General features: G+C 35.5%; 26 protein-coding genes and 1 tRNA gene. 19 read left to right on the forward strand and 8 right to left on the reverse strand.

The features are described 5' to 3' along the window. Positions 1-3: 3 nt before the first annotated feature. The 4 genes from ACODR7_RS00750 to ACODR7_RS00765 all read left to right on the forward strand — a co-directional run bounded on the left by ACODR7_RS00750 (position 4) and on the right by ACODR7_RS00765 (position 4,756). The gene (locus ACODR7_RS00750; protein WP_309511378.1) at positions 4-354 is read left to right on the forward strand and encodes a four helix bundle protein; all 351 of its coding nucleotides are present in this window, start codon (positions 4-6) and stop codon (positions 352-354) included. Between the two features lie 58 nt (positions 355-412). Continuing rightward, positions 413-3,595 (forward strand): carbamoyl-phosphate synthase large subunit, encoded by a 3,183-nt coding sequence (gene carB, locus ACODR7_RS00755; RefSeq protein ID WP_488836466.1) that lies wholly within the window; start codon positions 413-415, stop codon positions 3,593-3,595. 131 nt (positions 3,596-3,726) lie between these two features. Beyond that, positions 3,727-4,098, forward strand: a complete 372-nt coding sequence (locus ACODR7_RS00760) for a hypothetical protein (protein WP_488836468.1) — start codon at positions 3,727-3,729, stop codon at positions 4,096-4,098. Positions 4,099-4,255: 157 nt separating this feature from the next. After that, positions 4,256-4,756 carry a hypothetical protein gene (locus ACODR7_RS00765; RefSeq protein WP_488836470.1) on the forward strand — a complete coding sequence of 167 codons (501 nt, stop codon included), beginning with the start codon at positions 4,256-4,258 and terminating at the stop codon, positions 4,754-4,756. A gap of 175 nt (positions 4,757-4,931) precedes the next feature. Here ACODR7_RS00765 and ACODR7_RS00770 read toward each other — a convergent pair whose 3' ends face one another. Together ACODR7_RS00770 and ACODR7_RS00775 are read right to left on the reverse strand one after the other, a co-directional pair. Then, complete coding sequence (locus tag ACODR7_RS00770; RefSeq protein ID WP_488836472.1) at positions 4,932-5,975, reverse strand: hypothetical protein; 1,044 nt, start codon at positions 5,973-5,975, stop codon at positions 4,932-4,934. Positions 5,976-5,978: 3 nt separating this feature from the next. Beyond that, positions 5,979-6,833, reverse strand: coding sequence for a hypothetical protein (locus ACODR7_RS00775; protein WP_488836474.1), 855 nt, complete (start codon positions 6,831-6,833; stop codon positions 5,979-5,981). Between the two features lie 69 nt (positions 6,834-6,902). Here ACODR7_RS00775 and ACODR7_RS00780 point away from each other — a divergent pair, with 69 nt between their 5' ends. The 7 genes from ACODR7_RS00780 (at position 6,903) to ACODR7_RS00810 (ending at position 10,866) form a co-directional block, all read left to right on the forward strand. Continuing rightward, the gene (locus tag ACODR7_RS00780) at positions 6,903-7,421 is read left to right on the forward strand and encodes a Crp/Fnr family transcriptional regulator (RefSeq protein WP_488836475.1); all 519 of its coding nucleotides are present in this window, start codon (positions 6,903-6,905) and stop codon (positions 7,419-7,421) included. Positions 7,422-7,473: 52 nt separating this feature from the next. Continuing rightward, positions 7,474-8,019 carry a DinB family protein gene (locus ACODR7_RS00785; RefSeq protein WP_488836477.1) on the forward strand — a complete coding sequence of 182 codons (546 nt, stop codon included), beginning with the start codon at positions 7,474-7,476 and terminating at the stop codon, positions 8,017-8,019. Between the two features lie 39 nt (positions 8,020-8,058). Continuing rightward, positions 8,059-8,571 (forward strand): methylated-DNA--[protein]-cysteine S-methyltransferase, encoded by a 513-nt coding sequence (locus tag ACODR7_RS00790; RefSeq protein WP_488836478.1) that lies wholly within the window; start codon positions 8,059-8,061, stop codon positions 8,569-8,571. Between the two features lie 59 nt (positions 8,572-8,630). Then, entirely contained in the window at positions 8,631-9,236 is a 606-nt protein-coding gene (locus ACODR7_RS00795) for a CDP-alcohol phosphatidyltransferase family protein (RefSeq protein ID WP_488836479.1), read from the forward strand. A gap of 128 nt (positions 9,237-9,364) precedes the next feature. Continuing rightward, on the forward strand, positions 9,365-9,967 hold the full coding sequence (locus ACODR7_RS00800) for a DUF2911 domain-containing protein (protein WP_076594530.1): 603 nt from the start codon (positions 9,365-9,367) through the stop codon (positions 9,965-9,967). Positions 9,968-9,970: 3 nt separating this feature from the next. Continuing rightward, positions 9,971-10,498, forward strand: coding sequence for a GNAT family N-acetyltransferase (locus ACODR7_RS00805; RefSeq protein ID WP_488836481.1), 528 nt, complete (start codon positions 9,971-9,973; stop codon positions 10,496-10,498). Then, positions 10,495-10,866, forward strand: a complete 372-nt coding sequence (locus ACODR7_RS00810) for a cupin domain-containing protein (RefSeq protein ID WP_488836483.1) — start codon at positions 10,495-10,497, stop codon at positions 10,864-10,866. The genes ACODR7_RS00805 and ACODR7_RS00810 overlap by 4 nt, the downstream gene beginning before the upstream one ends. A 151-nt stretch (positions 10,867-11,017) precedes the next feature. Here the strand turns inward: ACODR7_RS00810 and ACODR7_RS00815 are convergent, their stop codons facing one another. From ACODR7_RS00815 to ACODR7_RS00825, 3 genes are all read right to left on the reverse strand, one after another. Beyond that, positions 11,018-11,761, reverse strand: a complete 744-nt coding sequence (locus ACODR7_RS00815) for a dienelactone hydrolase family protein (RefSeq protein WP_488836484.1) — start codon at positions 11,759-11,761, stop codon at positions 11,018-11,020. Positions 11,762-11,814: 53 nt separating this feature from the next. After that, entirely contained in the window at positions 11,815-12,426 is a 612-nt protein-coding gene (locus ACODR7_RS00820) for an HAD family hydrolase (protein WP_488836486.1), read from the reverse strand. A 149-nt stretch (positions 12,427-12,575) separates the two neighbouring features. After that, positions 12,576-13,007, reverse strand: coding sequence for a type I restriction enzyme HsdR N-terminal domain-containing protein (locus ACODR7_RS00825; protein WP_488836488.1), 432 nt, complete (start codon positions 13,005-13,007; stop codon positions 12,576-12,578). A gap of 7 nt (positions 13,008-13,014) precedes the next feature. Here ACODR7_RS00825 and holA point away from each other — a divergent pair, with 7 nt between their 5' ends. From holA to ACODR7_RS00840, 3 genes are all read left to right on the forward strand, one after another. Beyond that, entirely contained in the window at positions 13,015-14,052 is a 1,038-nt protein-coding gene (holA, locus tag ACODR7_RS00830; RefSeq protein ID WP_488836490.1) for a DNA polymerase III subunit delta, read from the forward strand. A gap of 228 nt (positions 14,053-14,280) precedes the next feature. After that, positions 14,281-15,222: a thioredoxin-disulfide reductase gene (gene trxB, locus ACODR7_RS00835; RefSeq protein ID WP_076594340.1), complete on the forward strand. Its 942-nt coding sequence runs from the start codon at positions 14,281-14,283 to the stop codon at positions 15,220-15,222. Positions 15,223-15,653: 431 nt separating this feature from the next. After that, the gene (locus ACODR7_RS00840; protein WP_076594341.1) at positions 15,654-15,866 is read left to right on the forward strand and encodes a glyceraldehyde-3-phosphate dehydrogenase; all 213 of its coding nucleotides are present in this window, start codon (positions 15,654-15,656) and stop codon (positions 15,864-15,866) included. Positions 15,867-16,039: 173 nt separating this feature from the next. On the opposite strand, the gene ACODR7_RS00845 is transcribed toward ACODR7_RS00840, so the two are convergent. Further along, complete coding sequence (locus ACODR7_RS00845; protein ID WP_488836492.1) at positions 16,040-16,411, reverse strand: helix-turn-helix domain-containing protein; 372 nt, start codon at positions 16,409-16,411, stop codon at positions 16,040-16,042. A gap of 283 nt (positions 16,412-16,694) precedes the next feature. On the opposite strand from ACODR7_RS00845, the gene ACODR7_RS00850 reads away from it, so the two are divergent. The 3 genes from ACODR7_RS00850 (at position 16,695) to ACODR7_RS00860 (ending at position 18,133) form a co-directional block, all read left to right on the forward strand. Beyond that, a tRNA-Ser gene (locus ACODR7_RS00850) sits at positions 16,695-16,779 on the forward strand. Between the two features lie 320 nt (positions 16,780-17,099). Continuing rightward, complete coding sequence (locus tag ACODR7_RS00855) at positions 17,100-17,279, forward strand: bacteriocin-like protein (RefSeq protein ID WP_488836494.1); 180 nt, start codon at positions 17,100-17,102, stop codon at positions 17,277-17,279. Positions 17,280-17,290: 11 nt separating this feature from the next. Beyond that, entirely contained in the window at positions 17,291-18,133 is an 843-nt protein-coding gene (locus tag ACODR7_RS00860) for a GLPGLI family protein (RefSeq protein WP_488836496.1), read from the forward strand. Positions 18,134-18,248: 115 nt separating this feature from the next. Here the strand turns inward: ACODR7_RS00860 and ACODR7_RS00865 are convergent, their stop codons facing one another. Both ACODR7_RS00865 and ACODR7_RS00870 read right to left on the reverse strand, forming a co-directional pair. Then, positions 18,249-19,229, reverse strand: coding sequence for a sterol desaturase family protein (locus tag ACODR7_RS00865; RefSeq protein WP_488836498.1), 981 nt, complete (start codon positions 19,227-19,229; stop codon positions 18,249-18,251). 11 nt (positions 19,230-19,240) lie between these two features. Continuing rightward, positions 19,241-19,891, reverse strand: coding sequence for a lysoplasmalogenase (locus tag ACODR7_RS00870; RefSeq protein ID WP_488836500.1), 651 nt, complete (start codon positions 19,889-19,891; stop codon positions 19,241-19,243). Between the two features lie 472 nt (positions 19,892-20,363). Between ACODR7_RS00870 and ACODR7_RS00875 the strand changes: the two genes are divergently transcribed. Beyond that, the gene (locus ACODR7_RS00875) at positions 20,364-20,816 is read left to right on the forward strand and encodes an Hsp20/alpha crystallin family protein (protein ID WP_488836502.1); all 453 of its coding nucleotides are present in this window, start codon (positions 20,364-20,366) and stop codon (positions 20,814-20,816) included. 402 nt (positions 20,817-21,218) lie between these two features. Next, positions 21,219-21,806 carry an Arm DNA-binding domain-containing protein gene (locus ACODR7_RS00880; protein ID WP_488836503.1) on the forward strand — a complete coding sequence of 196 codons (588 nt, stop codon included), beginning with the start codon at positions 21,219-21,221 and terminating at the stop codon, positions 21,804-21,806. Positions 21,807-21,877 lie beyond the last annotated feature (71 nt).

The following is a 21,877-nucleotide window of genomic DNA, read 5'->3' on the forward strand; positions in this document are numbered from 1 at the left end:
TATATGCACAACTTTGAAAAATTACTTTTCTGGCAGAAATCAATTGCATTGGCAAAACATGTATACATTATTTGTCTAGAGATCAGTAATGATGAAAAGTATGGATTAATTTCACAGATTAAAAGGTGTACTATCTCTATTCCCTCTAACATTGCTGAAGGTTCTGGAAGAAATAGCAATAAAGAGTTTAATCATTTTCTTGCTATCGCTTTAGGTTCTGCATTTGAATTGCAAACTCAATTGATTCTGGTAAAAGAGTTGAATCTTTTAGCTGAAGAAAAAGTAAATGTTTTACTCAATGAAGTTTCTGAAATTCAAAGAATGATTTACTCATTTAAAAATAATTTAAAATAAAGTCTGGAAATCTTGGCTATTGGCTCTAGGTTCTAGACTCTAATTAACAAAAAGAAAAATGGCAAAACGTACAGATATAAAAACAATTTTAGTAATCGGTTCAGGACCTATCATCATCGGTCAGGCAGCTGAATTTGATTACGCAGGAACGCAGGCTTGTCTGTCTTTGAAGGAAGAAGGCTACAAGGTAATTTTGATCAACTCAAACCCTGCAACGATCATGACAGATGTTGAAATCGCTGATAAAGTATATATCGAGCCGATTTCATTACAGTTTGTAAGCCACATCATCAGAAAAGAACGTCCGGATGCATTATTACCAACTCTTGGAGGCCAGACAGGTCTTAACATGGCGGTAGAACTGGAGAAATCAGGAATTCTTGAAGAATGCAAAGTGGAAGTTTTGGGAACAAAGCTTTCTGCCATCAACAGAGCAGAAGACAGAGACCTTTTCCGTGAGCTGATGAGAGAACTGAACGAACCGGTTCCGGAATCTGATATCGTAAACACGGTAGAAGGAGCCCTTGCTTTCGCAGATGAAATCGGATATCCAGTAATTGTTCGTCCTGCTTTTACCATGGGAGGAACCGGAGGTGGTATCGCTTCTACAGAGGTTGAATTGAAAGAGATTGCTGAATTGGGACTAAAACACAGCCCTGTTACACAGTGTCTTATTGAAAAATCAATCGCAGGTTTCAAAGAAATTGAATATGAAGTAATGCGTGATGCAAACGACAACGCCATTGTAGTTTGTAACATGGAAAATATAGATCCGGTAGGCGTTCACACAGGAGACTCTATCGTAGTAGCACCTTCTCAGACACTTTCAGACAGAGAATATCAGCTGCTGAGAAATGCTTCCCTGAAAATCATCAGAGCGTTAGGAATTGAAGGTGGATGTAATGTACAGTTAGCTTTAGATCCGCATTCATTCGATTACTATATCATCGAAGTAAACCCTAGAGTTTCCCGTTCATCAGCATTAGCAAGTAAAGCAACAGGTTACCCGATTGCAAAGATTGCTGCGAAGATCGCAGTTGGATTAACTCTGGATGAAATCATGAACCCGGTAACAGGAAAAACATACGCATGTTTTGAGCCGGCTCTTGACTACGTAGTAACAAAATTCCCAAGATTCCCATTCGATAAATTCGAAACAGCAGACAGAAGACTTTCCACTCAGATGAAAGCAACCGGTGAAGTAATGGCAATCGGAAGAAACCTTGAGGAATCTTTACAGAAAGCCATCCGTTCATTAGAAACAGGAATCAAACATTTAGGATTAAAAACCAAGCAGGCTCAGGCACTTACTGCTGAAGAAATCGAAAGAAGAATCAGAGTATGCGACGATGAGAGATTATTCATCATCGGGGATGCTTTAAGAAGAGGATACGACTGGGAGCAAATCGTAGAATGGAGTAAAATCGACAAGTTCTTTATCTGGAAACTGAAAAAGTTAGTGGACTTCGAAAAAGTAATCGCTGAAAACAAATTCGATAAAGAAACATTAATTGAAGCGAAGAGACTAGGTTTCGCAGATATCAATATTGCTGTTCTTTGGGATGTAAAAGAGCGTGAGGTTTTCAACTTCAGAAAAGAAAACGGAATCATGCCGGTGTACAAAATGGTAGACACTTGCGCTGCTGAGTTTGAATCTGAAACCCCTTATTTCTACGGAACTTACGAAGAAGAAAACGAAAGTGTTGTTTCAGACAAAGAAAAAATCATCGTACTGGGTTCAGGACCAATCAGAATCGGACAGGGAGTAGAATTTGACTACGCAACCGTTCACTCAGTATGGGCGATCAAAGAAATGGGTTATGAAGCGATTATCATCAACAACAACCCTGAAACAGTTTCTACAGACTTCTCTATCTCTGATAAACTATACTTCGAGCCGCTTACAGAAGAAGATGTGATGAACATCATTGAGCTTGAAAAGCCAAAAGGAGTAGTGGTACAGTTTGGAGGACAGACTGCCATTAACCTTGCTGATAAATTAGCCTCTCACGGAGTACAGATCTTAGGAACTTCACTGGAAGACCTTGACAGAGCTGAAAACAGAGATAAATTCGAAAAAGCTCTTCAGGAATTGGGAATTCCTCAGCCAAAAGGAAGAACTTCAACTTCTAAAGAAGAAGCGATAAAAATCGCAAACGAAATCGGTTACCCGGTATTGGTACGTCCGAGCTATGTTCTTGGAGGTAGAGCAATGGAAATTGTATACGCAGAAGCAGAACTGGCCCACTACATGGAAAATGCAGTAGAAGCCAGCCCTGAGCACCCTGTATTGGTAGACAAATACATGGTAGGAAAGGAAATTGAAGTAGATGCCATCTGTGACGGTGAAACAGTAGTGATTCCGGGAATTATGGAGCACATCGAAAGAGCGGGAGTTCACTCCGGAGACTCTATCGCGGTATATCCTCCACAGAATATCTCTCAAAGCGAGATTGAGACTTTGGTAGACTACACACAGAGACTGGCAAAAGGATTAAAGGTTATTGGATTAATGAATATCCAGTACGTTCTTTTCGAAGGAAATGTATATGTAATCGAAGTAAACCCTCGTTCTTCAAGAACAGTTCCTTTCTTGTCTAAAATCACAGAAGTGCCAATGGCGAACCTTGCAACAAAGGCTATCCTGGGACAAAAACTAAAAGATTTAGGATACGAAAACGGATTGGTTCCAAACAAAGAAGGCGTATTTGTAAAAGTACCGGTATTCTCTTTCTCTAAACTAACGAAAGTGGATATCTCTTTAGGCCCTGAAATGAAGTCTACAGGAGAAGTTATGGGGAAAGATACAACCCTTGAAAAAGCACTTTACAAAGGATTGGTAGCCGCGGGAAGAAAAGTTCCTATGCACGGTTCTATCCTGTTTACGGTAGCAGATAAGCATAAAGATGAGGCAGCAGCTCTGGCAGCAAGATTCCATGAAGTAGGATTCAGAATCTGGGCTACGGAAGGGACTGCGAAGTTCTTCGAAGAAAAAGGAATTCCTTGCAAAATCGGATACAAAATCGGTGAAGAAAGTGTAAATCTTATCGATCTGATCCAGAAAGGAAAAGTTCAGTATGTTGTAAATACCACTACAAAAGGTAAGCAGGCAGAAAGAGACGGATTCCAGATCAGAAGAATGAGTGTGGAAAACGGTGTTCCTTGTTTAACTTCAATGGATACGGTAGAAGCAATTCTAAAAGTAATCGAAAGCATGAGCTTCAAAATGGAGACGATGTAATTTCGAGCTAGAATAAATATTGTAAACCTCATAGATTTCAAAAACCTATGAGGTTTTTTTATATAAATTCTATAATTTAGATCAGTAAATATTTCGATCAAAAAGGATATCGTGCCATTATCAATGATTCTATGAAAAAAAGACTTTTTATATTCACTTTTGTATTAGGAGTTATATTTATTCTCAATATCAATTTTCCATTAAAAAAGCAGGATATCTATGGAAAATATATTAATATGAATTTTGATAAGCCAATTTGCTGTGTGGAAGCTCCTCATACCGCTGACACTTTAGTTTTATATAAAGATAATACGTTTAAAAGTAAATTTTACGGAATTGGGACATATCAATTAGATAATGGAATAAATCCTGAAATAGAACTTCATTATACAGATTTTGGTCAGCCAGCTGCTTATAAAACCTATTTTTTAAATGGGATTTTTGAAAAACCTAAGATTGTTCTAAATGCAGATTCGAATCATTATTATGAAAAACTTGATTGAAAAATCATAACTCCCAACTAATTCTCAATCATTTTTATCACACCCGCTTAAAAATGCATTTATCTTTACCGAATTATTTATAAATTAGAGCGTTAAAATTCAAGCTGTTATTATTATTTAAAAACTAATAAAAATTCCACCAAATCAAAATATAACCATGGCAGAATATTACGCAAAATCAAGCAATTCTTTATCTTTTGAGGTTACAAGAGAAGAAAAATTAATTGGAAAACTTATCTATACTAGCTGGTTTAAATTTAATGCTGTTATTGAAATTGCCGATGGACAAACTTATCAGGTGGAGCCAAAAGGTTTTTGGGGAACAACCATTGAGCTTAAAGATCATGAAAGAGTTCTTCTGAAATTCAGAATGAACTGGAACGGAGAAATTGTGGTGCAGACCTATTTTGACGGAGTGAAGAATGGCTATCTTTTCAAGCACAGAGGTATTTTTAAAGAATCATTTGTTCTTACAGACCAGGACGGCGTTGAGCTTATGATCATCAAGCCGCATTTAAAATGGACTTCCATGAATTACGAATACCAGATCACAACATCTGATGCCTTTGAAACCTTTCCGGAGAAAGAAATTGTGTTAATTAATGCATTACACTGCGCCAATTACTATATGTCTATGATGGCTGCTGCTGTCATATAAAAAAATATAATTTAATACTTTAACAGAAATAATTAATCATAAAAGCGAAAGATTTTCTTTCGCTTTTAATTTTACCATCAATCCTGCAAAATATCCGATTAGCCGATTCATTACCAGAAATCCCTATGCTGATATTTCCGGATGTATTGATTTGCTTTTTTGCTTTCTCACTTTTCTAATGTCTGTTATCACAATTGATCGGGAAATCCTTCTCCTTTTGATCTAAAAAGCTAATAGAAGGACAGCCAAAAGACTGGGCAATGAATCCAAAAATAACAGGAGGTTTTCCTTTGAAAAGGTGACCTGTATATTGGAAAATATTGGCTTCATCGGTGTCTATACCGTACAGAGGGAGGAATTCTCCACCATCACTTCCTGCAAGGGAAAATGTCTTCTCCGCAATTTTTTCTTTACGATCATTGATGACAGCCAGTTTACGATCTACAATATTTCCTTCTTCAAGATAATCCTGAAGGTAATAGGTCATATTTTCATACTGTGCCTGATAGGTTTTTCCCTGAGCTAATTTTGAATGGGTAAAATATTTTTTTGAAATAGCTCCATCAGCTTTTTGCCATTTCACAGCTTTCATTTTATTGTCTACGAAAGGATTTTTATTCCCAAAATAAGCGATGGCATTATTGTATCGGTCGTAGTCTGTAGTTTTTTGGTGAGTGGCTATCTGAAATCCCATCATATAAGAATCCGGATCTAAATCTTCATCATCTGAATAAGGACTTAAATAAGCTACAGCTTTTAATTGGCTGATCGGCATTCTTTGAAGTTTGTTAGAGCCATATTCATAAATATACAGAGAATCATTTTCCGTGAGCTGAATTCCGTTGAGCAGTTTTTTTCTGCTGGGTGCATCCAGTTCAAAATGCTGGCGTTCCTCGTAGGTCATCTGCTTCTGGTTTTTCATAATAGCTGCAGGAATTGGCTGCTCTCCTTTATAGATGTCTGAAACAGAAATGAAAATATCCATATCAGTATTCTTTTCTGCAGATGAAATGATGGACAGACTGAAAATATTAAAATCGGTATAATTAATTTTCTCTTCAGTTTTTACCGTTTTTATTGAATCATTCGAGGTTTTTATTTCTGTAGTCACTGCTTTTTTTTCTTCTTTCTTACAGCATACAACAGCCAATGGCAAAAGTAAAAGAGCAGCAACCGTTTTGGGTTTCACGATCTTTTTTAGCATTAAAGTGTTTATCATATTCTAATTCATTTTGTAATAAGGTTCGGAAAAGTATTTGCTGGGTTTAATGTAAGCCATTTTTCTCTCAGCATCAAAGATCCAAATGAACCTGCGGAGCATATCAGCGCCCAGATAACTTACATTTTGTGTTTTCAGTTCTCCCGAGAAATATCCTACTGAAACATCTTTAAACACACTTTTTCCCAATTTAAAATAGGGAAGAACAGCTTGTTTGGTCGTTAAAGTTTTACCTTCAGAATTCTTTAGTGTTTTCTCTCCTGTTACCTTTAGTTTTTTCTCCAGATGTTTTTCTTCAGCAAACTCATTGCTGTAAAGAATAGCTCCGGAAAATCCGGATTGTAAAACAAAATAAGCTTCCTGCTGTTGATTTCCATCCAGGATATTATCTGCGGCCAGATAAAAGCTGTCATGATCCAGGATGATGTTAATAGGTTGGTAATCTTTTAGATCCGGCATTTTGTCATAGATCACAAACTGGCTGTTATCGTAATCCATTTTAAATGCTTTACCTTCAAAAATTCCGGTCCCAATTTTTCCGTCTGCCTCATGACCCGTTAACTGATTGTCAAAAAAACGTGCATTTTTCTGAGTGATTTTTCCAATTTGTACGGTATTGTGGTCGCTGAGTTCTTCTTTGTTGAAAATAATATGATCTGCTTTCCGCTTGCTGTCGGGAGAAATTGAATACTCTTTCATGGCGATCTGGAACATCAGATCCAAAGAATCCTTTTTGTTGACAAGGGTCTTGACAATGATATTATTGTGCTTTGTGATGCGGAAAGGGATGGTTTCCTGTGCTTTCATACCATAAGATCCGGCAGAAAGCAGTATAAAAAGTACTGTTCTTTTGAGCATTATCAGTGATTAGTGTTTTAAAACTTTAAAATTACCTATTATCTTTGGAAAAGCAAATACTAAAATGAAATGGTTGAAAAATTGCTTCAAAGTGGAATCCATTGGGAAAAGAAAGCATTCAAACGGAATGAGTTCCTGAAGATTTCAGGCAGTACAGATACCTCTATTTATTTTATTGAAAACGGAAGTGTCCGGATTTTTATGATGGATGAAAATGAAGAAAGGATCATTCGTTTCGGATACACAGGAAATATTATTGTCAGCCTGGATTCTTTTTTATCGGGAAAACCTTCGGATCTTTATATTCAGGCGATTAAGAAAACAACGGTAAAAGTAGCTTCAAAAAAGGATTTCTATGCGTTCGTGCAATCGGATGAAGAACACATGCAATTCTGGATGAACGTATTGGAAGATCTCGTATTACAGCAGCTTGAAAGAGAAAAAGATTTGCTCATCAATGCTCCCGGAGAACGTTTTGAAAGGGTTTTAAAACGAAGTCCAAAACTGTTTCAGGAAGTTCCCAATAAATATATTGCCAATTACCTGAGAATGTCGCCGGAAACTTTGTCCAGACTTAAAAAATCTTGAGTTCAGTCAAGATTTAAGAACATCCGGATCAGCATATTTGTATAAAAAAATAATGAAAATTTCAACCTCAGAATTACTGAATGAATTAACAATTAGGACAGAAGGGCATTTACACTATGCTGAAATGTTGTCTGTAAAGCCGGAACATGATCTGAATTTCAGAACTTCAGCAGAAAGCTGGAGTACATTGGAATGTCTGGAACATCTTAACCGATACGGAGATTTTTATATTCCTGAAATCAGCCGGGCTGTTTCTTCTGCCGGAAAGTCTTCCCAATCCTATTTTAAACCCGGAATTCTTGGAAATTATTTTGCTAAAAGTATGCTTCCCAAAGAGAAACTGAATACAATGAAAACGCTTAAAGCCATGAATCCGATCCACAGCAATCTGGATAAAAGGGTAGTGGAAACATTCATTAATCATCAAGGAAAATTGCTTGAATTACTGGAAGAGGCTCAATGTATTGACTTAGAAAAAACAAAAACAAGCATAAGCATTTCAAAACTAATCAAACTAAGGCTGGGAGATACCTTTTGTTTTGTTATTTATCATAATGCAAGACATGTTGAACAGATAAAAAGAATTTTAATGCATTAAAAAGAATATATGATTTCCAAAAAGCTTAATTTTAAACGAATGGAAATGATACACCAAAAAAACATATCAACTCCGTTGGGAGAAATGATCGCCTGTGCTGTAGATCAGGGAATCTGTCTGCTTGAATTTACAGACCGGAAGAGTATTGAGAAACAGCTGAAGGCTTTATCAAAGGTCTTAAAAGCAGAGATAGTAGAAAAGGAACATCTTCATTTTGTGCAGCTGGAAAAGGAATTGAAAGAATATTTTGAGGGAAAAAGGAGTCAATTTGATGTTCCGTTGTTTACTACGGGAACAGAGTTTCAGGAGAAGGTCTGGCAGCTGCTGCGTGAAATTCCGATGGGTGAAATAAGAACCTATAAACAGCAGTCAGAAATATTAGGAAACCCTAAGGCAATACGTGCTGTAGGAACAGCCAACGGAATCAATAAAATTGCTATTTTAATTCCCTGTCATCGTGTGATAGGTTCAAACGGTGAGTTGATAGGCTATGCCGGAGGAATCTGGAGAAAGCAAAAGCTGCTGGAGTTGGAAAAGGCTATTTTATTTTAGAAATATGAAAAACAATTTATTCTTATCTTTCGTCGCTACAATATGTTTTCCATCTTTTTATGAAATCGAAAATTCCGGTTATTCTCATTTTTTCCAGACTGATTATTGGATTGGTCATCATTTCTTTAAGCCTTATTAAAACAGAAAATTATCAGATAATTGCTGTCATTCTTTTATCCATAGGATTATTGACAGATATTTTTGATGGAATTATAGCACGATATCTTGATATTTCCACTCAGAAACTCAGACGTCTGGATTCTACGGTGGATCAGCTGTTTTTCGTATCAGTGGGAGTAGCTACGTATATACAGTGTCCTGTTTTTTTTGAAACAAATGTTTACAAAATAGGTATTCTTGCAGGATCTGAAGTTCTTATTTATCTGGTAAGCTTTTTAAAATTCCGAAAAGAAGTCGCTACACACTCTATTGGTGCCAAGATCTGGACTTTATTGCTTTTTGGAACATTAATACAGGTTATTTTAGAATGCCAGTCACTTATTCTGTTTAATCTTTGTTTCTGGGTCGGGCTGCTAACCAGAGCAGAGATTATAGCGATTCTTTTACTATTGAAAAAATGGACTCATGATGTTCCTTCCGTTTTTCATTCCATCCAACTTAGAAAAGGGAAAACTATTAAGAAAAGTAAATTGTTCAATAGTTGATAGTTTAGTTTTTACAAGCATTTGTTTAAAAAATATCTTCATAGAAAAATATCGGTAAAACAAAAATTAACGAAGTTTGTGAAAGCTATTTTGTTTTGATTTTTGTAATTTTAAGCAAAAATTTACACGTGAAAAAGTTAATAATAGCAGTTTGCATTTCAGTTTCAGCATTCAGTTTTGCTCAGGATTATTCTGTACCGGCAGCAAGTCCTCGCCAAAAAGTAGAGCAGCAGTTTTCAATGTCCAAAATTACCATTGATTATGGAAGACCGGGAGTGAAGGGGCGTAAGATCTTCGGAGAATTGGTTCCTTATGGCCAGGTTTGGAGAGCAGGAGCTAACTCTTCTACGAAAATTACTTTCGGACAAGCCGTTAACTTCGGTGGGAAAACAGTGCAAGCGGGAACATACGGATTATTTATCGTTCCTACAGAAAAAGAATGGAAAGTAATCCTGAATAAAGATTTCCAGCAATGGGGAGCTTATACATACGATCCTAAACAGGATGTAGTAGATGTTACTGTGCCGGTTAATAAGCTGGCTGACAAACAGGAGTGGTTTGAAATCACTTTAAATCCTACTGATGAAAATTCAGGTAACCTGGTAATCAAATGGGATATGGCTCAGGCAGAAGTACCATTGAAACCATCAAAATTAGACACCGTAATCAAGATTTCCGACAAGTTGAAAGAAATCAAGAAAATAGAATCTGATTCTACTAAAAAGAGCTAAATAATGAATTTTTCTGTTCAGCCTGTTTTAGAGAATGAAGAGTTTCAATTAATCCCCTTACAGCAAGGGGATTTCGAATCTTTGTATGAAGTAGCTTCTGACCCGAAAGTATGGGAGCAACATCCCAACAAAGATCGTTACAAGAGAGAAGTTTTTGAAAACTTTTTCACGGGAGCTATGGAAAGTAAAGGTGCTTTCAAAATTATAGAGAAAGCAACCGGTGATGTATTGGGAAGCAGCCGTTATTATGATTTTGATGAAGGAGATAATCATATTTTCATCGGATATACTTTCTATGGAACAAAATCATGGGGAAAAGGTATTAATCCTCAGGTTAAAAAGCTGATGCTGGATTATATCTTCCAGTTTGTAGATAAGGTTCACTTCCATATCGGAAAAGAGAATTTCCGTTCGCAGACAGCTTTGGAAAGATTGGGGGGACAAAAAATATCTGAAGAAGAAGTGGCTTATTTTGCAGAGCCTTCAAGAACCAATTTTGTTTATGAAATCAAAAAAGAAGACTGGACATGAAGAAATATAAGATCCAACAATCACCATTTGTAGTGCCTACTACAGACGGAAAACTGATAGAAGAACATTGGGGAAACTCTACAGGGAATTCTACTATTTCCATTGCCCATATGGTAGCACCTCCGGATTGGAGTGAGCCTCACCAGACTCCTGAATTTGATGAGTTTACCTATATTATTTCAGGGAAAAAGCAATTTGAAATAGACGGTGAGATTGTTGTTCTTGAAAAAGGACAAAGCATCCTTATTGAAAAAGGAGCAAGAATCCGCTACAGTAATCCTTTTTCAGAATCTTGCGAATATCTTGCGATCTGTCTGCCTGCATTTTCTATGCAGCTGGTGCACAGGGAAGAAGAAGGAGTAGATTAACAACATTTCAAAAATATAAAAAGAAGGTGTATCACAACTAGATGATGTGGGTTGAGAATCGCTTAAACGAAAACCCTTCTCGTATAGGGATACAGGAAATTTTCATAAAAAAGGCCGTTTTCACGAGTTGTGAGACGGCCTCTTTTTATGATTATTTTAAAATTTCTTTCAGGAACATAAGGGTGTGATTCCACGCTCTTTTGGCCATTGTTGGGTTGTAATCCGGTGATTTCGGATCTGTGAATGTATGTTTGGAGTGGGCATATGTGATAATCTGCCAGTCGGCATTTCCTTCATTCATTTCTTTGATGAGGTTGTTGTAATCATCAGGAGTTACACTTTTATCATCCGCAGGATTTTCAACAAGGATTTTAGCGCTCAATGCTTCATTTTTTCGGCTTTGATCTCTGCCCAGACTTCCGTGGATAGAAACCACACCTGCTACAGGAAGATGTCCTCTTGCGGATTCTAAAGCTCCTGTACCTCCAAAACAATAACCAATAACAGCTACTTTATCAGAAACTGCTCCGTTTTTCTTCAGCTGCTCCAATGCCAGAGAAATTTTTTTCTGGTATTCCTGAAAATTCTGTTTATAATATCCTGAACTCTTTGCTGCAGATTCATTGTCAGTGGGAATTTTTCCCTCACCGTAAATATCAGCAATGAAAGCAATATACCCTTGCTTTTCAAGTTCAATAGCTGCTGTTTTAGCCTCTTCGTCAATACCTTTCCAGGCTGGAAGAATCAGTACTCCGGGAAGTTTTTTTCCTGCATTCGAAGTGATGAGGCCATTCAGTTTCTGTGAACCGTCCTGATAGGAAACAGGTTTAAGTTTCTGGCTGAAAAGGTTTCCCGAAGCCGTAATCATCGCAGTTAATAAGATAGAACGTATCATAAGTAATGGTTTGTGAATTAGTAGGTTGTAAAACTAAGGAAATATTTAAAGAATTAAACCTTTACTCCCAATTCATTCAGTTCTTTTGTTAAATCTGTATCCGGAAAAACCTGAATGGTAATGAATCCCAGCGATTTTGCCATTTTAATATTCTTTGTATTATCATCAATGAAAACCGATTCTTCAGCCTTGATATTGTATCTGTCTAACAGAACATGCCAGATTTCAGGATCTGGTTTGATCAGTTTTTCTGTTCCTGAAACTACAATTTTACCTTCGAAAATCTCAAAAAAATCATAGTTTTCCAGAGCGTAAGGGAAGGTTTCTTCGGACCAGTTGGTCAATCCAAATAGGTTATAATCTGTATTTTTAAGTTTTCTGAGAACTTCAACGTTTTGCGGAATATCGCTTTTCAGCATTACTGTCCAGTTGTCATAGAAAGCACGGATTTCTTTTTCCCACTCAGGAAATTTCTTTACCTGAATTTCTGTTCCTTCGGCAAGGCTTCTTCCTCGGTCCTGTTCAATATTCCATTCATCCTGTGCGATATTTTCAAGGAAGTATTCCATTTTCTCGTCATCATTAAAATAATCTTTGAAATAATATCTCGGATTCCAGTCCATAAGTACCCCTCCGAAGTCGAATATAATATTTTTTATTTTCATAATACTTAATAATATTGTTGTGAGTTACTGCTATTTTTATGAACCACCCCGTCAAAAATTTTTTAAATTTTCGCCACTCCAGAAGAGGGGAATGATCACGTCTTCAGTTGTAATGATTGTGAAAACGGAAATGATTTTGTATTTTTTATTTATTCCGGTCTGTAAAACTGGTACTGGCCGTCTTCATAATAAGCATTGATATGCTGAAGTCCGTTGGTCAGAATAATTTCCTTTGCTCCGATAACAGAATTGTATCTGGCGGTTTGCTCAAATGTTTTTTCTGTTAGTTTGATCTGCGGAGCTTTACATTCAATCAGAATGACGGGTTCTGTTTTTTCAGTAACCAGCAGATCAATTCTTTTGGTAAGACCATTCAGAACAATCTTTTTTTCGGTAATCAGAGCCGAGGTGGAGTAGGATTTTACGGTAAGGTAATAATGTATCCAGTGCTGTCTGACCCATTCCTCAGGAGTGAGCAGAAGATAAGTTTTGCGAACCAAATCATAAATAAAAAACTTATCTTTGTCTTTCTTGAATTTAAAATCAAAAGTTTCCTGAAAATTCAGTTTTGGAAGTTCCATTAATAAGATGAAAGAATTAGATTTAATCCTCAAAAATATTAAAAATAAAGAAGTTTTACCTATTTATTTTTTCCACGGAGAAGAAGCTTACTTCATTGATGTTGCGGTAAAAGCCCTTGAACATAACTTCTTGGAAGAAGATGAAAAAGCTTTCAACCAAACCGTTACTTACGGAAAAGATACCTCTTATCAGGAAGTTCTTTCTCTGGCAAGACAGTTTCCGATGATGGGAGATAAGCAGGTGATTATTGTGAAAGAAGCTCAGGATTTACGATTCAATGAAGAGGAAAACAGAATTCTGGAATCTTACGTAGACAACCCGGTGCCTTCTACAGTTTTGGTTTTTGCTCATAAGCACAAAAAGCTGGATAGCAGAAAAAAGGCGGCCAAAGCCCTGGATAAAGCCAAAGCCCTCTTCCTGAGTGAGTCTGTAAAGGAGAGCCATCTTCCGAAATGGATTTCGGATGAATGTGCAAAGCTTAAAATCAATACAGCTCCCAATATTTCTCATCTTCTGGCAGAATATCTGGGGAATGACCTTTCAAGAATTGCCAACGAACTGAACAAACTGAAGATGATTCTTAAAGAAGGAGAAATTCTTGACGGAACAATTGTTGAAAACCATATCGGAATCAGTAAAGAATACAATATTTTTGAGCTTCAGAAGGCTTTGGGAACTAAGAATGCCAATGCTGCTTTTAAAATTGCTCATTTTATGGGTAAAAATCCGAAGAATAATCCTTTTGTCATGATGCTGGCAAGCCTTTACAATTATTTTTCAAACATTATTATTTATCAGACGATGGCAGGACAGTCTCCGCAGACGATTGCTTCACAGATGGGAGTGAATCCTTATTTTATCAAAGACTATGCAGAAAGTGCCAGGCTTTATCCTCTGAAACATGCCACAAGAGTCATTTCTATTCTCCGCGAATTTGATATGAAAGGAAAAGGACTTGGAGCAGTAAACATGGGAGAAGCTGAACTCATCAGAGAGCTTGTGTACAAGATTATCAATGTAGATAAGATTAAAATGAAGGTGTGAGGCGAGCGATGAGCTAGCGGGATGCAAGATGCACAATTTGAGGTATGATGGCAAAGGAAATGAAAACAGAAATGTTAAATTTACACCAACCCGAACCTCGGAACAGCTACCATTGAAATTCAACATATCAGATATTGACAAGTATCATTAAAATAACTTTAAAAAGAAATTAAAAATTCCGAAATTAGCGGTCTAATTCAAATTAAATCTTTTCGAACAAAGCAAATTATGGAGCAAAACATTTTAGATTGTGTGATCGTTGGATCTGGGCCTTCTGGTTTCACAGCTGCTATCTACGCAGCAAGAGCAGACTTAAAACCTGAATTGTTTACAGGTTTGGAGCCGGGCGGACAATTAACTACAACTACGGAAGTGGATAACTTCCCAGGGTATCCAGCCGGGATTACAGGTCCTGAAATGATGATGGATCTGCAAAAACAGGCAGAAAGATTTGATACCAAAGTTCATTACGAAATGATCACTAAAGCTGAATTCTCCAGGGAAGCAGGCGGTGTTCACAAATTATATGCAGGAAACAAAGAGATCCTTGCCAGAACAGTAATTATCTCTACAGGAGCTACTGCAAAATATTTAGGGCTTGAAGATGAGAAAAAATATGCAGGCGGTGGTGTTTCAGCTTGTGCTACGTGTGACGGTTTCTTTTACAGAGGAAAAGACGTTGTGGTAGTAGGAGCAGGAGATACAGCTGCAGAAGAAGCTACTTATCTTGCAAAATTATGTAAGAAAGTGACATTGTTGGTGAGAAAAGACGTTTTCAGAGCTTCAAAAGCAATGGTTCACAGAGTGGAAAGTACTCCGAATATTGAAGTAAAATTTCACCATGAATTAATCGGGATTGAAGGAGAAAACAGCCTTGTAGAAAGAGCGGTAATTATCAATAACCAGACTCAGGAGAAATCTACAGTAGATGTGGAAGGTATCTTTATCGCAATCGGTCACAAACCGAATACGGATATCTTCGTGGGTCAGGTAGATCTTGATGAAAATGGATATATCGTAACTGAAAAAGGTTCTACAAGAACCAATCTTCCTGGAGTATTTGCGGCAGGAGATGTTCAGGATCATATCTACAGACAGGCTATTACAGCTGCAGGAAGCGGATGTATGGCGGCAATGGATGCAGAGAAATATTTAGCTGAATTACACTAATCTTATTTAGCTTATACAATACAAAGCGTGCCCTATGGGTGCGCTTTTTTGTTTATTTATGGATTCTTTTTTAACACAACGTATTTTATTATTAATTTTTTGTCAGGTAATCGCAAAGAAGTCAATTTTTTCTAATCCTATCTATAGTTTTTAAGGCACAAGAACATTTCGACTTCGCTCAATATGAGATTTTCAGCAAAGAGTATACGGTATCAATTTTATCACAGATAAAATCCTGGCGCCTTAAAAGGGTCTTCATATTTCTATTTCTTGCGCCTTTGCACTTTCCAGCAGTATCCATCAAAAATTTAATCAGAATCGTGAAACAACTAACAAAACATTGACATATTTGTGAAACGGCAAAACGATCCTGAATTTGCATTCCATTAGAATTGTAAAATTCCTAAATTTGGCTTCTAATTAAAAACAAAATGGAAACAAAGATCATAAAAGTTACACACGTTACCGGAACCTATATCATTGAAGTTCCCAATGGAGCGCTTAATGATATGAAAACCCAGCTGGATAAATGCCTTAATGATGAACAGGCTGCTATTGTAGTAAAGGGAGAAGATGGAGACCAGTTTGTATATCCGTCTGATTTTTTAAAAAACAGCTTCATTTCTATTGTTGATCGGGAATAGGCAGCCTTTCACAGATATAAAATAAAAACGAAGGTGTATCACAACTAGATGATGTGGGTTGAGAATCGCTTAAACGAAAACCCTTCTCGTATAGGGATACAGGAAATTTTCATAAAAAAGGCCGTTTTCACGAGTTGTGAGACGGCTTCATTTTATTCTTTATGCGGAGGTGATTATCCCTTTTTTAGTTTTTCATTTTCTTCTTTTAAAGCTTTAATCTGCTCTTTCAGAAGATGAATATATTCCTGCTGGTTTTCTAAAAGATAATTTGGAACATTACAATTATAGATGCCAGACTGATGAAATGAACTAGTATCATTAAATGTTATGTTTTCATTTTTTTGTACAACATTCGGTTCTTTCTCTTCCTTAATATCTTCTACAGGAACTTCCAAAGCTTTAGCCAGTTTTTCCCATTCGTCATCAAATATTCTGACATCTCCACTTTCTTTTCTGCTGTAGTTGGAGACATCGGTGGCAAGAAGATCAGCAATCTGCTGCTGAGTATAACCTTTCTGTTTTCTTAATGTTCTTAGTTTTTCCATTGTCATAGGATACCTGTGTTTTTACAAATGTAGTGAAAAATATGTGTGTTTGTAAATAGAGCTGTAAGTTTTGTTATACAAATGCCTTTCTATAATGGCATTTCCGAAAACATGGGCGTTTTAGATTTTTATATTGAAACTTTTATGAAAGAGCGAAAAATAATTCCCCTGATTCCTAGTCTATTATTAAGTTTTGTTAAAATTTGTGTAGGAAAAGTTTTGCAGAAATTAAAAATCGTTCTATATTTGCACCACTGAAAACAACGGTATAGCCGGAGTTTAGGGAGAGTTGGCAGAGTGGTCGATTGCGGCAGTCTTGAAAACTGTTGACTGTAACAGGTCCGGGGGTTCGAATCCCTCACTCTCCGCTTAGGGAGACGTTTATTTTTTTAACGTCTCCTTTTTTTGTGCCCTAAATTGCTTGATTTCCGGTCGGCAAAGGGAGAGGCTCGTTGTTCATATAGGTAGTTAAACTACATATAAAAAGCTGGTTCAGGTATTGAAATGGGTCTTCACATTCTGGATAAACCCAAAATTCTATCAATCATTTATATCACATATCTGTAAATCATAATAACGCACAAGTTGGCATAAATCATTTATTCACAACTGGTTAACATGATGAAATTTTTCTCTTTATAATGATTTATATTGTTATATTAGCTATCTAATTTAAAATATTACAAAAATGAAAAAATTAAAAAAATTATCTCGAAATGATCTTAAAAAAGTAGCAGGAGGAACTTGTAGTCAATGGGTTGGTGTTACTGCACCTTGTGGAGCTTCATATTCTTTATGCACAGATAATTATAATGGCTGGGCTGAATTACAAGAAGCAGCAGAATATTTTAATGATGTGAAATGCTAAAACAAATCGGTATGATTAATAGTAACCGTAATTTCTTACGGTTATTTTTTTTAGTGATTGGATTCTTTTCAAATGCTCAAATTACTGTAACAGGTAATTTCTCTATGAAACCTGATTCCTATGAAGAAAAAATTATAGACAGTAGTTATCAAAATATTTATTACAAATTAGAATTTGTAAAAGACCCTAAAAAAAAGAAGTTGGAAACAATATGCTTACTTCAAATGGGAAAGAATTTTTCAAGGTTTTCAGATTTTAATTCCTTACGAAAGGATTCTTTAATGTTAATTTTTAGTCATTTAGAAAAACTAGGAGCTAAAGAATTAAACCAAACACTTAATTTACCTGATAAATGGAAAAATGTTTTGGTTAAAGATTTTTCAATAAATAAAGTTATCGTACAGGATAGAGCAAATGTAACTTATCAATATGAAGAGAACCAGCCAGTAATAGAATGGAAGCTCGAAAATGAGACAAAAGATATATTGGGTTACTTATGTAATAAAGCCACAACTAAATATAGAGGTAGAAAATATACAGCTTGGTATTCTAAAGAAATCCCAATTAATAACGGACCGTATGTTTTTCAAAATTTACCTGGTTTAATTTTAGAAATTGAGGATAGTAAAAGTAATTTCCATTTTACTGCAATAGCAATGGATAAAAAGCCTAACAGAATCTATCTGAGGAACGAAAAAAGAATATTAACAGTAACAAGAGAACAATTCAGAAAAGTATTACAAAACTACAATGATAATCCTGGCTTTTTTCATGGTAAAGCCTACAATGAAGATGGTAGTCAGATATCTGTTAAATCAGACCCACTACCATATAATCCAATTGAATTGGAGTAATGAAAATTTATTTTCTTAACATTACTTTGTCTAACAAGTCGTAGAAGGTTTATGTCTGTTTCTGAATTAATAAAGAGTTTTATCAGTAATTTGCACTTTTCATGCAAGACAACCATCAATTCATCTTTTCTTCTAATTCCCGCTTCAAAGTAGAAATCCGCTCATCTTTATCATGATGATGCCAGCCCGGAGCATTGAATATATACCCCAGTTTCGCTTTCCATGTAGGTGCATTCCGGACATCCTTTATCATATTTCCAAACTCATCAAAGACGATATGAAAAACATTATAAGTATGGATGTTATGATAGATTCCGTAATCCGTCGTTTTCTTTTCTTCCGCTTTGTACGTGCCGAAAAGATGATCCCAAATCATCAAAATGCCCCCATAGTTATTATCTAAATCCTCAATTTTTCGGGAATGATGCACCCGATGGTTGGAAGGAGAATTGAATACTTTATCGAACCACCCTAATTTTCCAATAGCATTGGTATGCGGCCAAAATTGAAAAATCAAATTAAACTGATGCATCATAGCAATCATAATAGGATGAAAACCAATCATGATAAAAGGGATATACCAAATGTCCCGATATATGATTTCAAACCATCCCTGACGCAATGCAATAGCAAGACTCAAATGAGTAGCCGAATGATGATTGACATGACCTGTCCAAAATAATCTGATTTTATGACTCAACCGATGATGCCAGTAAAAGCCAAAATCCTGGACAATCATAACCAATAACCAAAGCCACCAGTGATCTGCATGCCATTTTAAAGTGAAGAATTTATTGAAATCTTTGATCCCGAAAATATCAGTAAGCCTAAAATGATTGTAAATCCAAAAAAAGTAGGATAATGAAATAGCTTTCATCCCAAAGTCTAACATTACTGCCCCTATCCCCAATCCTATACTCGATACATTATCTTTGATGAGTCTTTTTGTGAATACTTTTTGAGGAATCTGATACAAAAATATCTCCCCTAATATCAACAAGATAAACACAGGAATGAAATAAGTAACAGGATCAGTAAAATCCAATGGGCAGAATAGGCCAATACTATGAAAAAATCGGTTATCTTTTCTTTTCATAAGTCTTGATTTTATCGAATAATTCTGTTCTTTTTTTCAATACCAACCACTCCCAACACCAAAATCAATTGGGCTAAAACATAAGTAATCATCACAACAAGTTCTTTCCCAATACTACGCTGTACGAACATATTAATGGCCAATACGGAATCTGATATTACAAACAAAACAGCTCCCAGGATTAATAATGAAGAATAAGTTCTGATACTAAAATACAGCATCGTAGCAATGGTAATTCCGTAAATCACCACGGGGATCTTCATTTCGTTTAAATAAGGATATATATAGTAAATAAATGAGCCTAAATATAGAAAAACAAAGGGAAGCCAACTCCATACATTTTTCTTTTTAATCTTTAAAAAATAAATGATGTAACAAATATGAGCCAATAAAAAGCTTCCCAAACCGGGCATAAATCCCCATCCAAATAACAAAAACACATCACCCAAAAAGCTCAGAATTAATCCAGACAAAAACCATTGGTTGATCCGAAATACATTTTGTTTAGAATAAGTAGAATAAAGCCAGATAATAATAGGTAATAACAGTGGCTTGGTAAAAAACCGCCAGGAGCTATGATCCATAGCAATAAATACTAAGTCAAATGCAAAAACAATGGAAAGAAGGACTAATAACAATTTGATATTGAAAGATTTTATCATGGTATTATTTATCTTTTTACTTGTTACAATATGGATATCTCAGGTTTGCACCAAGTTATTCTATATGTGACACTTAGCTCAGATTGTTAAATTACAAATAAAATGAAGATAAAAATACTTTTGAAATGTAAAATACAATGCATTACACTTTAGTTTATTTTATATTTTAGAAATACATTATTATTTGAAATATTATTTAAGTTTATACAGTATAATCACATCTTTTCCAAAGTAATTTTTCGAATTTTTTGGAAAATTCTTCATCCTTGAACTTTAGGATTGTATGACTACTATTAAAAGTAGTTAATGTTCTAAGGATCAGGGTTTTGTGTCAGAAATGCTGAAAAAATGACAGTAGATCGGAAAAAATTTCACTCTTACTAAAATGGTATTTTTTTTGTAAATTTTTATGTACAGCTGGCCAGCTGACGTGTTTTTTAATGATTGTTAAACTTAATTAAAAATGATTGCAATGAATAATCTAATAAGAAGAAACGGAAACAGCAATTTGGGCTTTTCAAATGTCTTTGATGATTTTTTTGGTCGTGAACTTTTTAACTGGGGCAATAACAATTACTCATCTACCAGTACAACCGTACCATCGGTAAATATAAAGGAGAACGGAGAGGCTTATGAAGTTCAGGTTGCAGCACCAGGTATGGATAAAAATGATTTTCAGATCAGGCTGGATGGTAACCTGCTTACTATTTCATCAGCGAAGGAAGATCGCAAAGAGACAAAAGATGAAAATTTCACACGAAGAGAATTCAGTTACCAATCTTTCCAGAGAAGTTTTGAGCTTCCAAAAGATGTTGTGGATCAGGATAATATTAATGCAAAATATGAAAATGGCCTTTTAATGTTAACCATCCCGAAAAAAGAAGATGCGAAACAGAAACCACCAAGAATGATTGAAATAGCATAGAAATAACTACAAAATTGGCTACCAAAAGAGTAGCCAATTTTTTTATATTTTTTGAAAATACAGACAGATTAGCTTACATCTTTGAATTATTTGATTCAAAGATGTCTTACAATATTGTATTCTCTTACTCTATCCAGAAATATCCCACAGAGTATGGTGGAAGCAAAAACTTTAGTAATTCTTGTTCGCTCAACATACAACAAAGTTATATTTTTTTAATTTTCTCCCCAACTTTTGAGACTGATCCACGATTTATATGACCTATTCCGTGACCCATCCTGAAAATTGTAAATGGGTCACGAAAAAATCAGGGAAAGCCGACTAACAGGTAGTCTAACTATTGTACATCTTGCAGAAAGTGGTAACAAAAAGTAATTTATTAACAATTAAAGTTACCACACAATGAACAAAACATTCAACCTATTATTCTTTATAAAAAAGAATAAAATCAGAACAAACGGAACCGCTCCCATCTATTTACGAATCACGATAGATGGCAAAGCTGTGGACATTGCTGCTAAAAGGTATATCGATCCACAGAAATGGAACACTAAATCACACAAGGCACTAGGTAATACTCAGGAATCTAAAATACTAAACCTCTATCTTAAAACTGTGGAACAACAAGTTTACGATTATCATTACCTGATGCTGAAAGAAGAAGATTTTGTAACATCAGAAAGTTTAAAATCTAAACTGCTTGGAACTGATGTCTCTACAAGAATGCTCATTCCTATTTTTCAGGATCATAATGATAAAGTTAAGGTTTTAGTTGATCAGGATTTTGCACCCGGAACATTGGAGCGGTACAAAACCTCTTTAAAACATACGCAGGAATTTCTCAACTGGAAATACAAAACTTCTGATATTGATATTACTAAAATCGACCATGCTTTTATACTTTCTTTAACGCTAAAAAAATCTATAGGTTTTATTTCTTCAATATCAATTCCCAGGTGTATATTACTTGATATAGCACAGAAAGCATAACATCCCGAATGCGTTATACTAAAATCAAAATCTGGTGATAAATAAGGTTTTTTGAATTGATTGTAATAGAG

Source organism: Chryseobacterium sp. FG46, from assembly GCF_057809135.1.

What these genes read in the sequence shown, in the direction of transcription:
- ACODR7_RS00750 (WP_309511378.1), top strand. Translation starts at nt 4, where the DNA reads ATGCACAACTTTGAAAAATTACTTTTCTGGCAGAAATCAATTGCATTG.
- carB (WP_488836466.1), top strand. Translation starts at nt 413, where the DNA reads ATGGCAAAACGTACAGATATAAAAACAATTTTAGTAATCGGTTCAGGA.
- ACODR7_RS00760 (WP_488836468.1), top strand. Translation starts at nt 3,727, where the DNA reads ATGAAAAAAAGACTTTTTATATTCACTTTTGTATTAGGAGTTATATTT.
- ACODR7_RS00765 (WP_488836470.1), top strand. Translation starts at nt 4,256, where the DNA reads ATGGCAGAATATTACGCAAAATCAAGCAATTCTTTATCTTTTGAGGTT.
- ACODR7_RS00770 (WP_488836472.1), bottom strand. Translation starts at nt 5,975, where the DNA reads ATGATAAACACTTTAATGCTAAAAAAGATCGTGAAACCCAAAACGGTT.
- ACODR7_RS00775 (WP_488836474.1), bottom strand. Translation starts at nt 6,833, where the DNA reads ATGCTCAAAAGAACAGTACTTTTTATACTGCTTTCTGCCGGATCTTAT.
- ACODR7_RS00780 (WP_488836475.1), top strand. Translation starts at nt 6,903, where the DNA reads ATGGTTGAAAAATTGCTTCAAAGTGGAATCCATTGGGAAAAGAAAGCA.
- ACODR7_RS00785 (WP_488836477.1), top strand. Translation starts at nt 7,474, where the DNA reads ATGAAAATTTCAACCTCAGAATTACTGAATGAATTAACAATTAGGACA.
- ACODR7_RS00790 (WP_488836478.1), top strand. Translation starts at nt 8,059, where the DNA reads ATGGAAATGATACACCAAAAAAACATATCAACTCCGTTGGGAGAAATG.
- ACODR7_RS00795 (WP_488836479.1), top strand. Translation starts at nt 8,631, where the DNA reads ATGAAATCGAAAATTCCGGTTATTCTCATTTTTTCCAGACTGATTATT.
- ACODR7_RS00805 (WP_488836481.1), top strand. Translation starts at nt 9,971, where the DNA reads ATGAATTTTTCTGTTCAGCCTGTTTTAGAGAATGAAGAGTTTCAATTA.
- ACODR7_RS00810 (WP_488836483.1), top strand. Translation starts at nt 10,495, where the DNA reads ATGAAGAAATATAAGATCCAACAATCACCATTTGTAGTGCCTACTACA.
- ACODR7_RS00815 (WP_488836484.1), bottom strand. Translation starts at nt 11,761, where the DNA reads ATGATACGTTCTATCTTATTAACTGCGATGATTACGGCTTCGGGAAAC.
- ACODR7_RS00820 (WP_488836486.1), bottom strand. Translation starts at nt 12,426, where the DNA reads ATGAAAATAAAAAATATTATATTCGACTTCGGAGGGGTACTTATGGAC.
- ACODR7_RS00825 (WP_488836488.1), bottom strand. Translation starts at nt 13,007, where the DNA reads ATGGAACTTCCAAAACTGAATTTTCAGGAAACTTTTGATTTTAAATTC.
- holA (WP_488836490.1), top strand. Translation starts at nt 13,015, where the DNA reads ATGAAAGAATTAGATTTAATCCTCAAAAATATTAAAAATAAAGAAGTT.
- trxB (WP_076594340.1), top strand. Translation starts at nt 14,281, where the DNA reads ATGGAGCAAAACATTTTAGATTGTGTGATCGTTGGATCTGGGCCTTCT.
- ACODR7_RS00840 (WP_076594341.1), top strand. Translation starts at nt 15,654, where the DNA reads ATGGAAACAAAGATCATAAAAGTTACACACGTTACCGGAACCTATATC.
- ACODR7_RS00845 (WP_488836492.1), bottom strand. Translation starts at nt 16,411, where the DNA reads ATGGAAAAACTAAGAACATTAAGAAAACAGAAAGGTTATACTCAGCAG.
- ACODR7_RS00855 (WP_488836494.1), top strand. Translation starts at nt 17,100, where the DNA reads ATGAAAAAATTAAAAAAATTATCTCGAAATGATCTTAAAAAAGTAGCA.
- ACODR7_RS00860 (WP_488836496.1), top strand. Translation starts at nt 17,291, where the DNA reads ATGATTAATAGTAACCGTAATTTCTTACGGTTATTTTTTTTAGTGATT.
- ACODR7_RS00865 (WP_488836498.1), bottom strand. Translation starts at nt 19,229, where the DNA reads ATGAAAAGAAAAGATAACCGATTTTTTCATAGTATTGGCCTATTCTGC.
- ACODR7_RS00870 (WP_488836500.1), bottom strand. Translation starts at nt 19,891, where the DNA reads ATGATAAAATCTTTCAATATCAAATTGTTATTAGTCCTTCTTTCCATT.
- ACODR7_RS00875 (WP_488836502.1), top strand. Translation starts at nt 20,364, where the DNA reads ATGAATAATCTAATAAGAAGAAACGGAAACAGCAATTTGGGCTTTTCA.
- ACODR7_RS00880 (WP_488836503.1), top strand. Translation starts at nt 21,219, where the DNA reads ATGAACAAAACATTCAACCTATTATTCTTTATAAAAAAGAATAAAATC.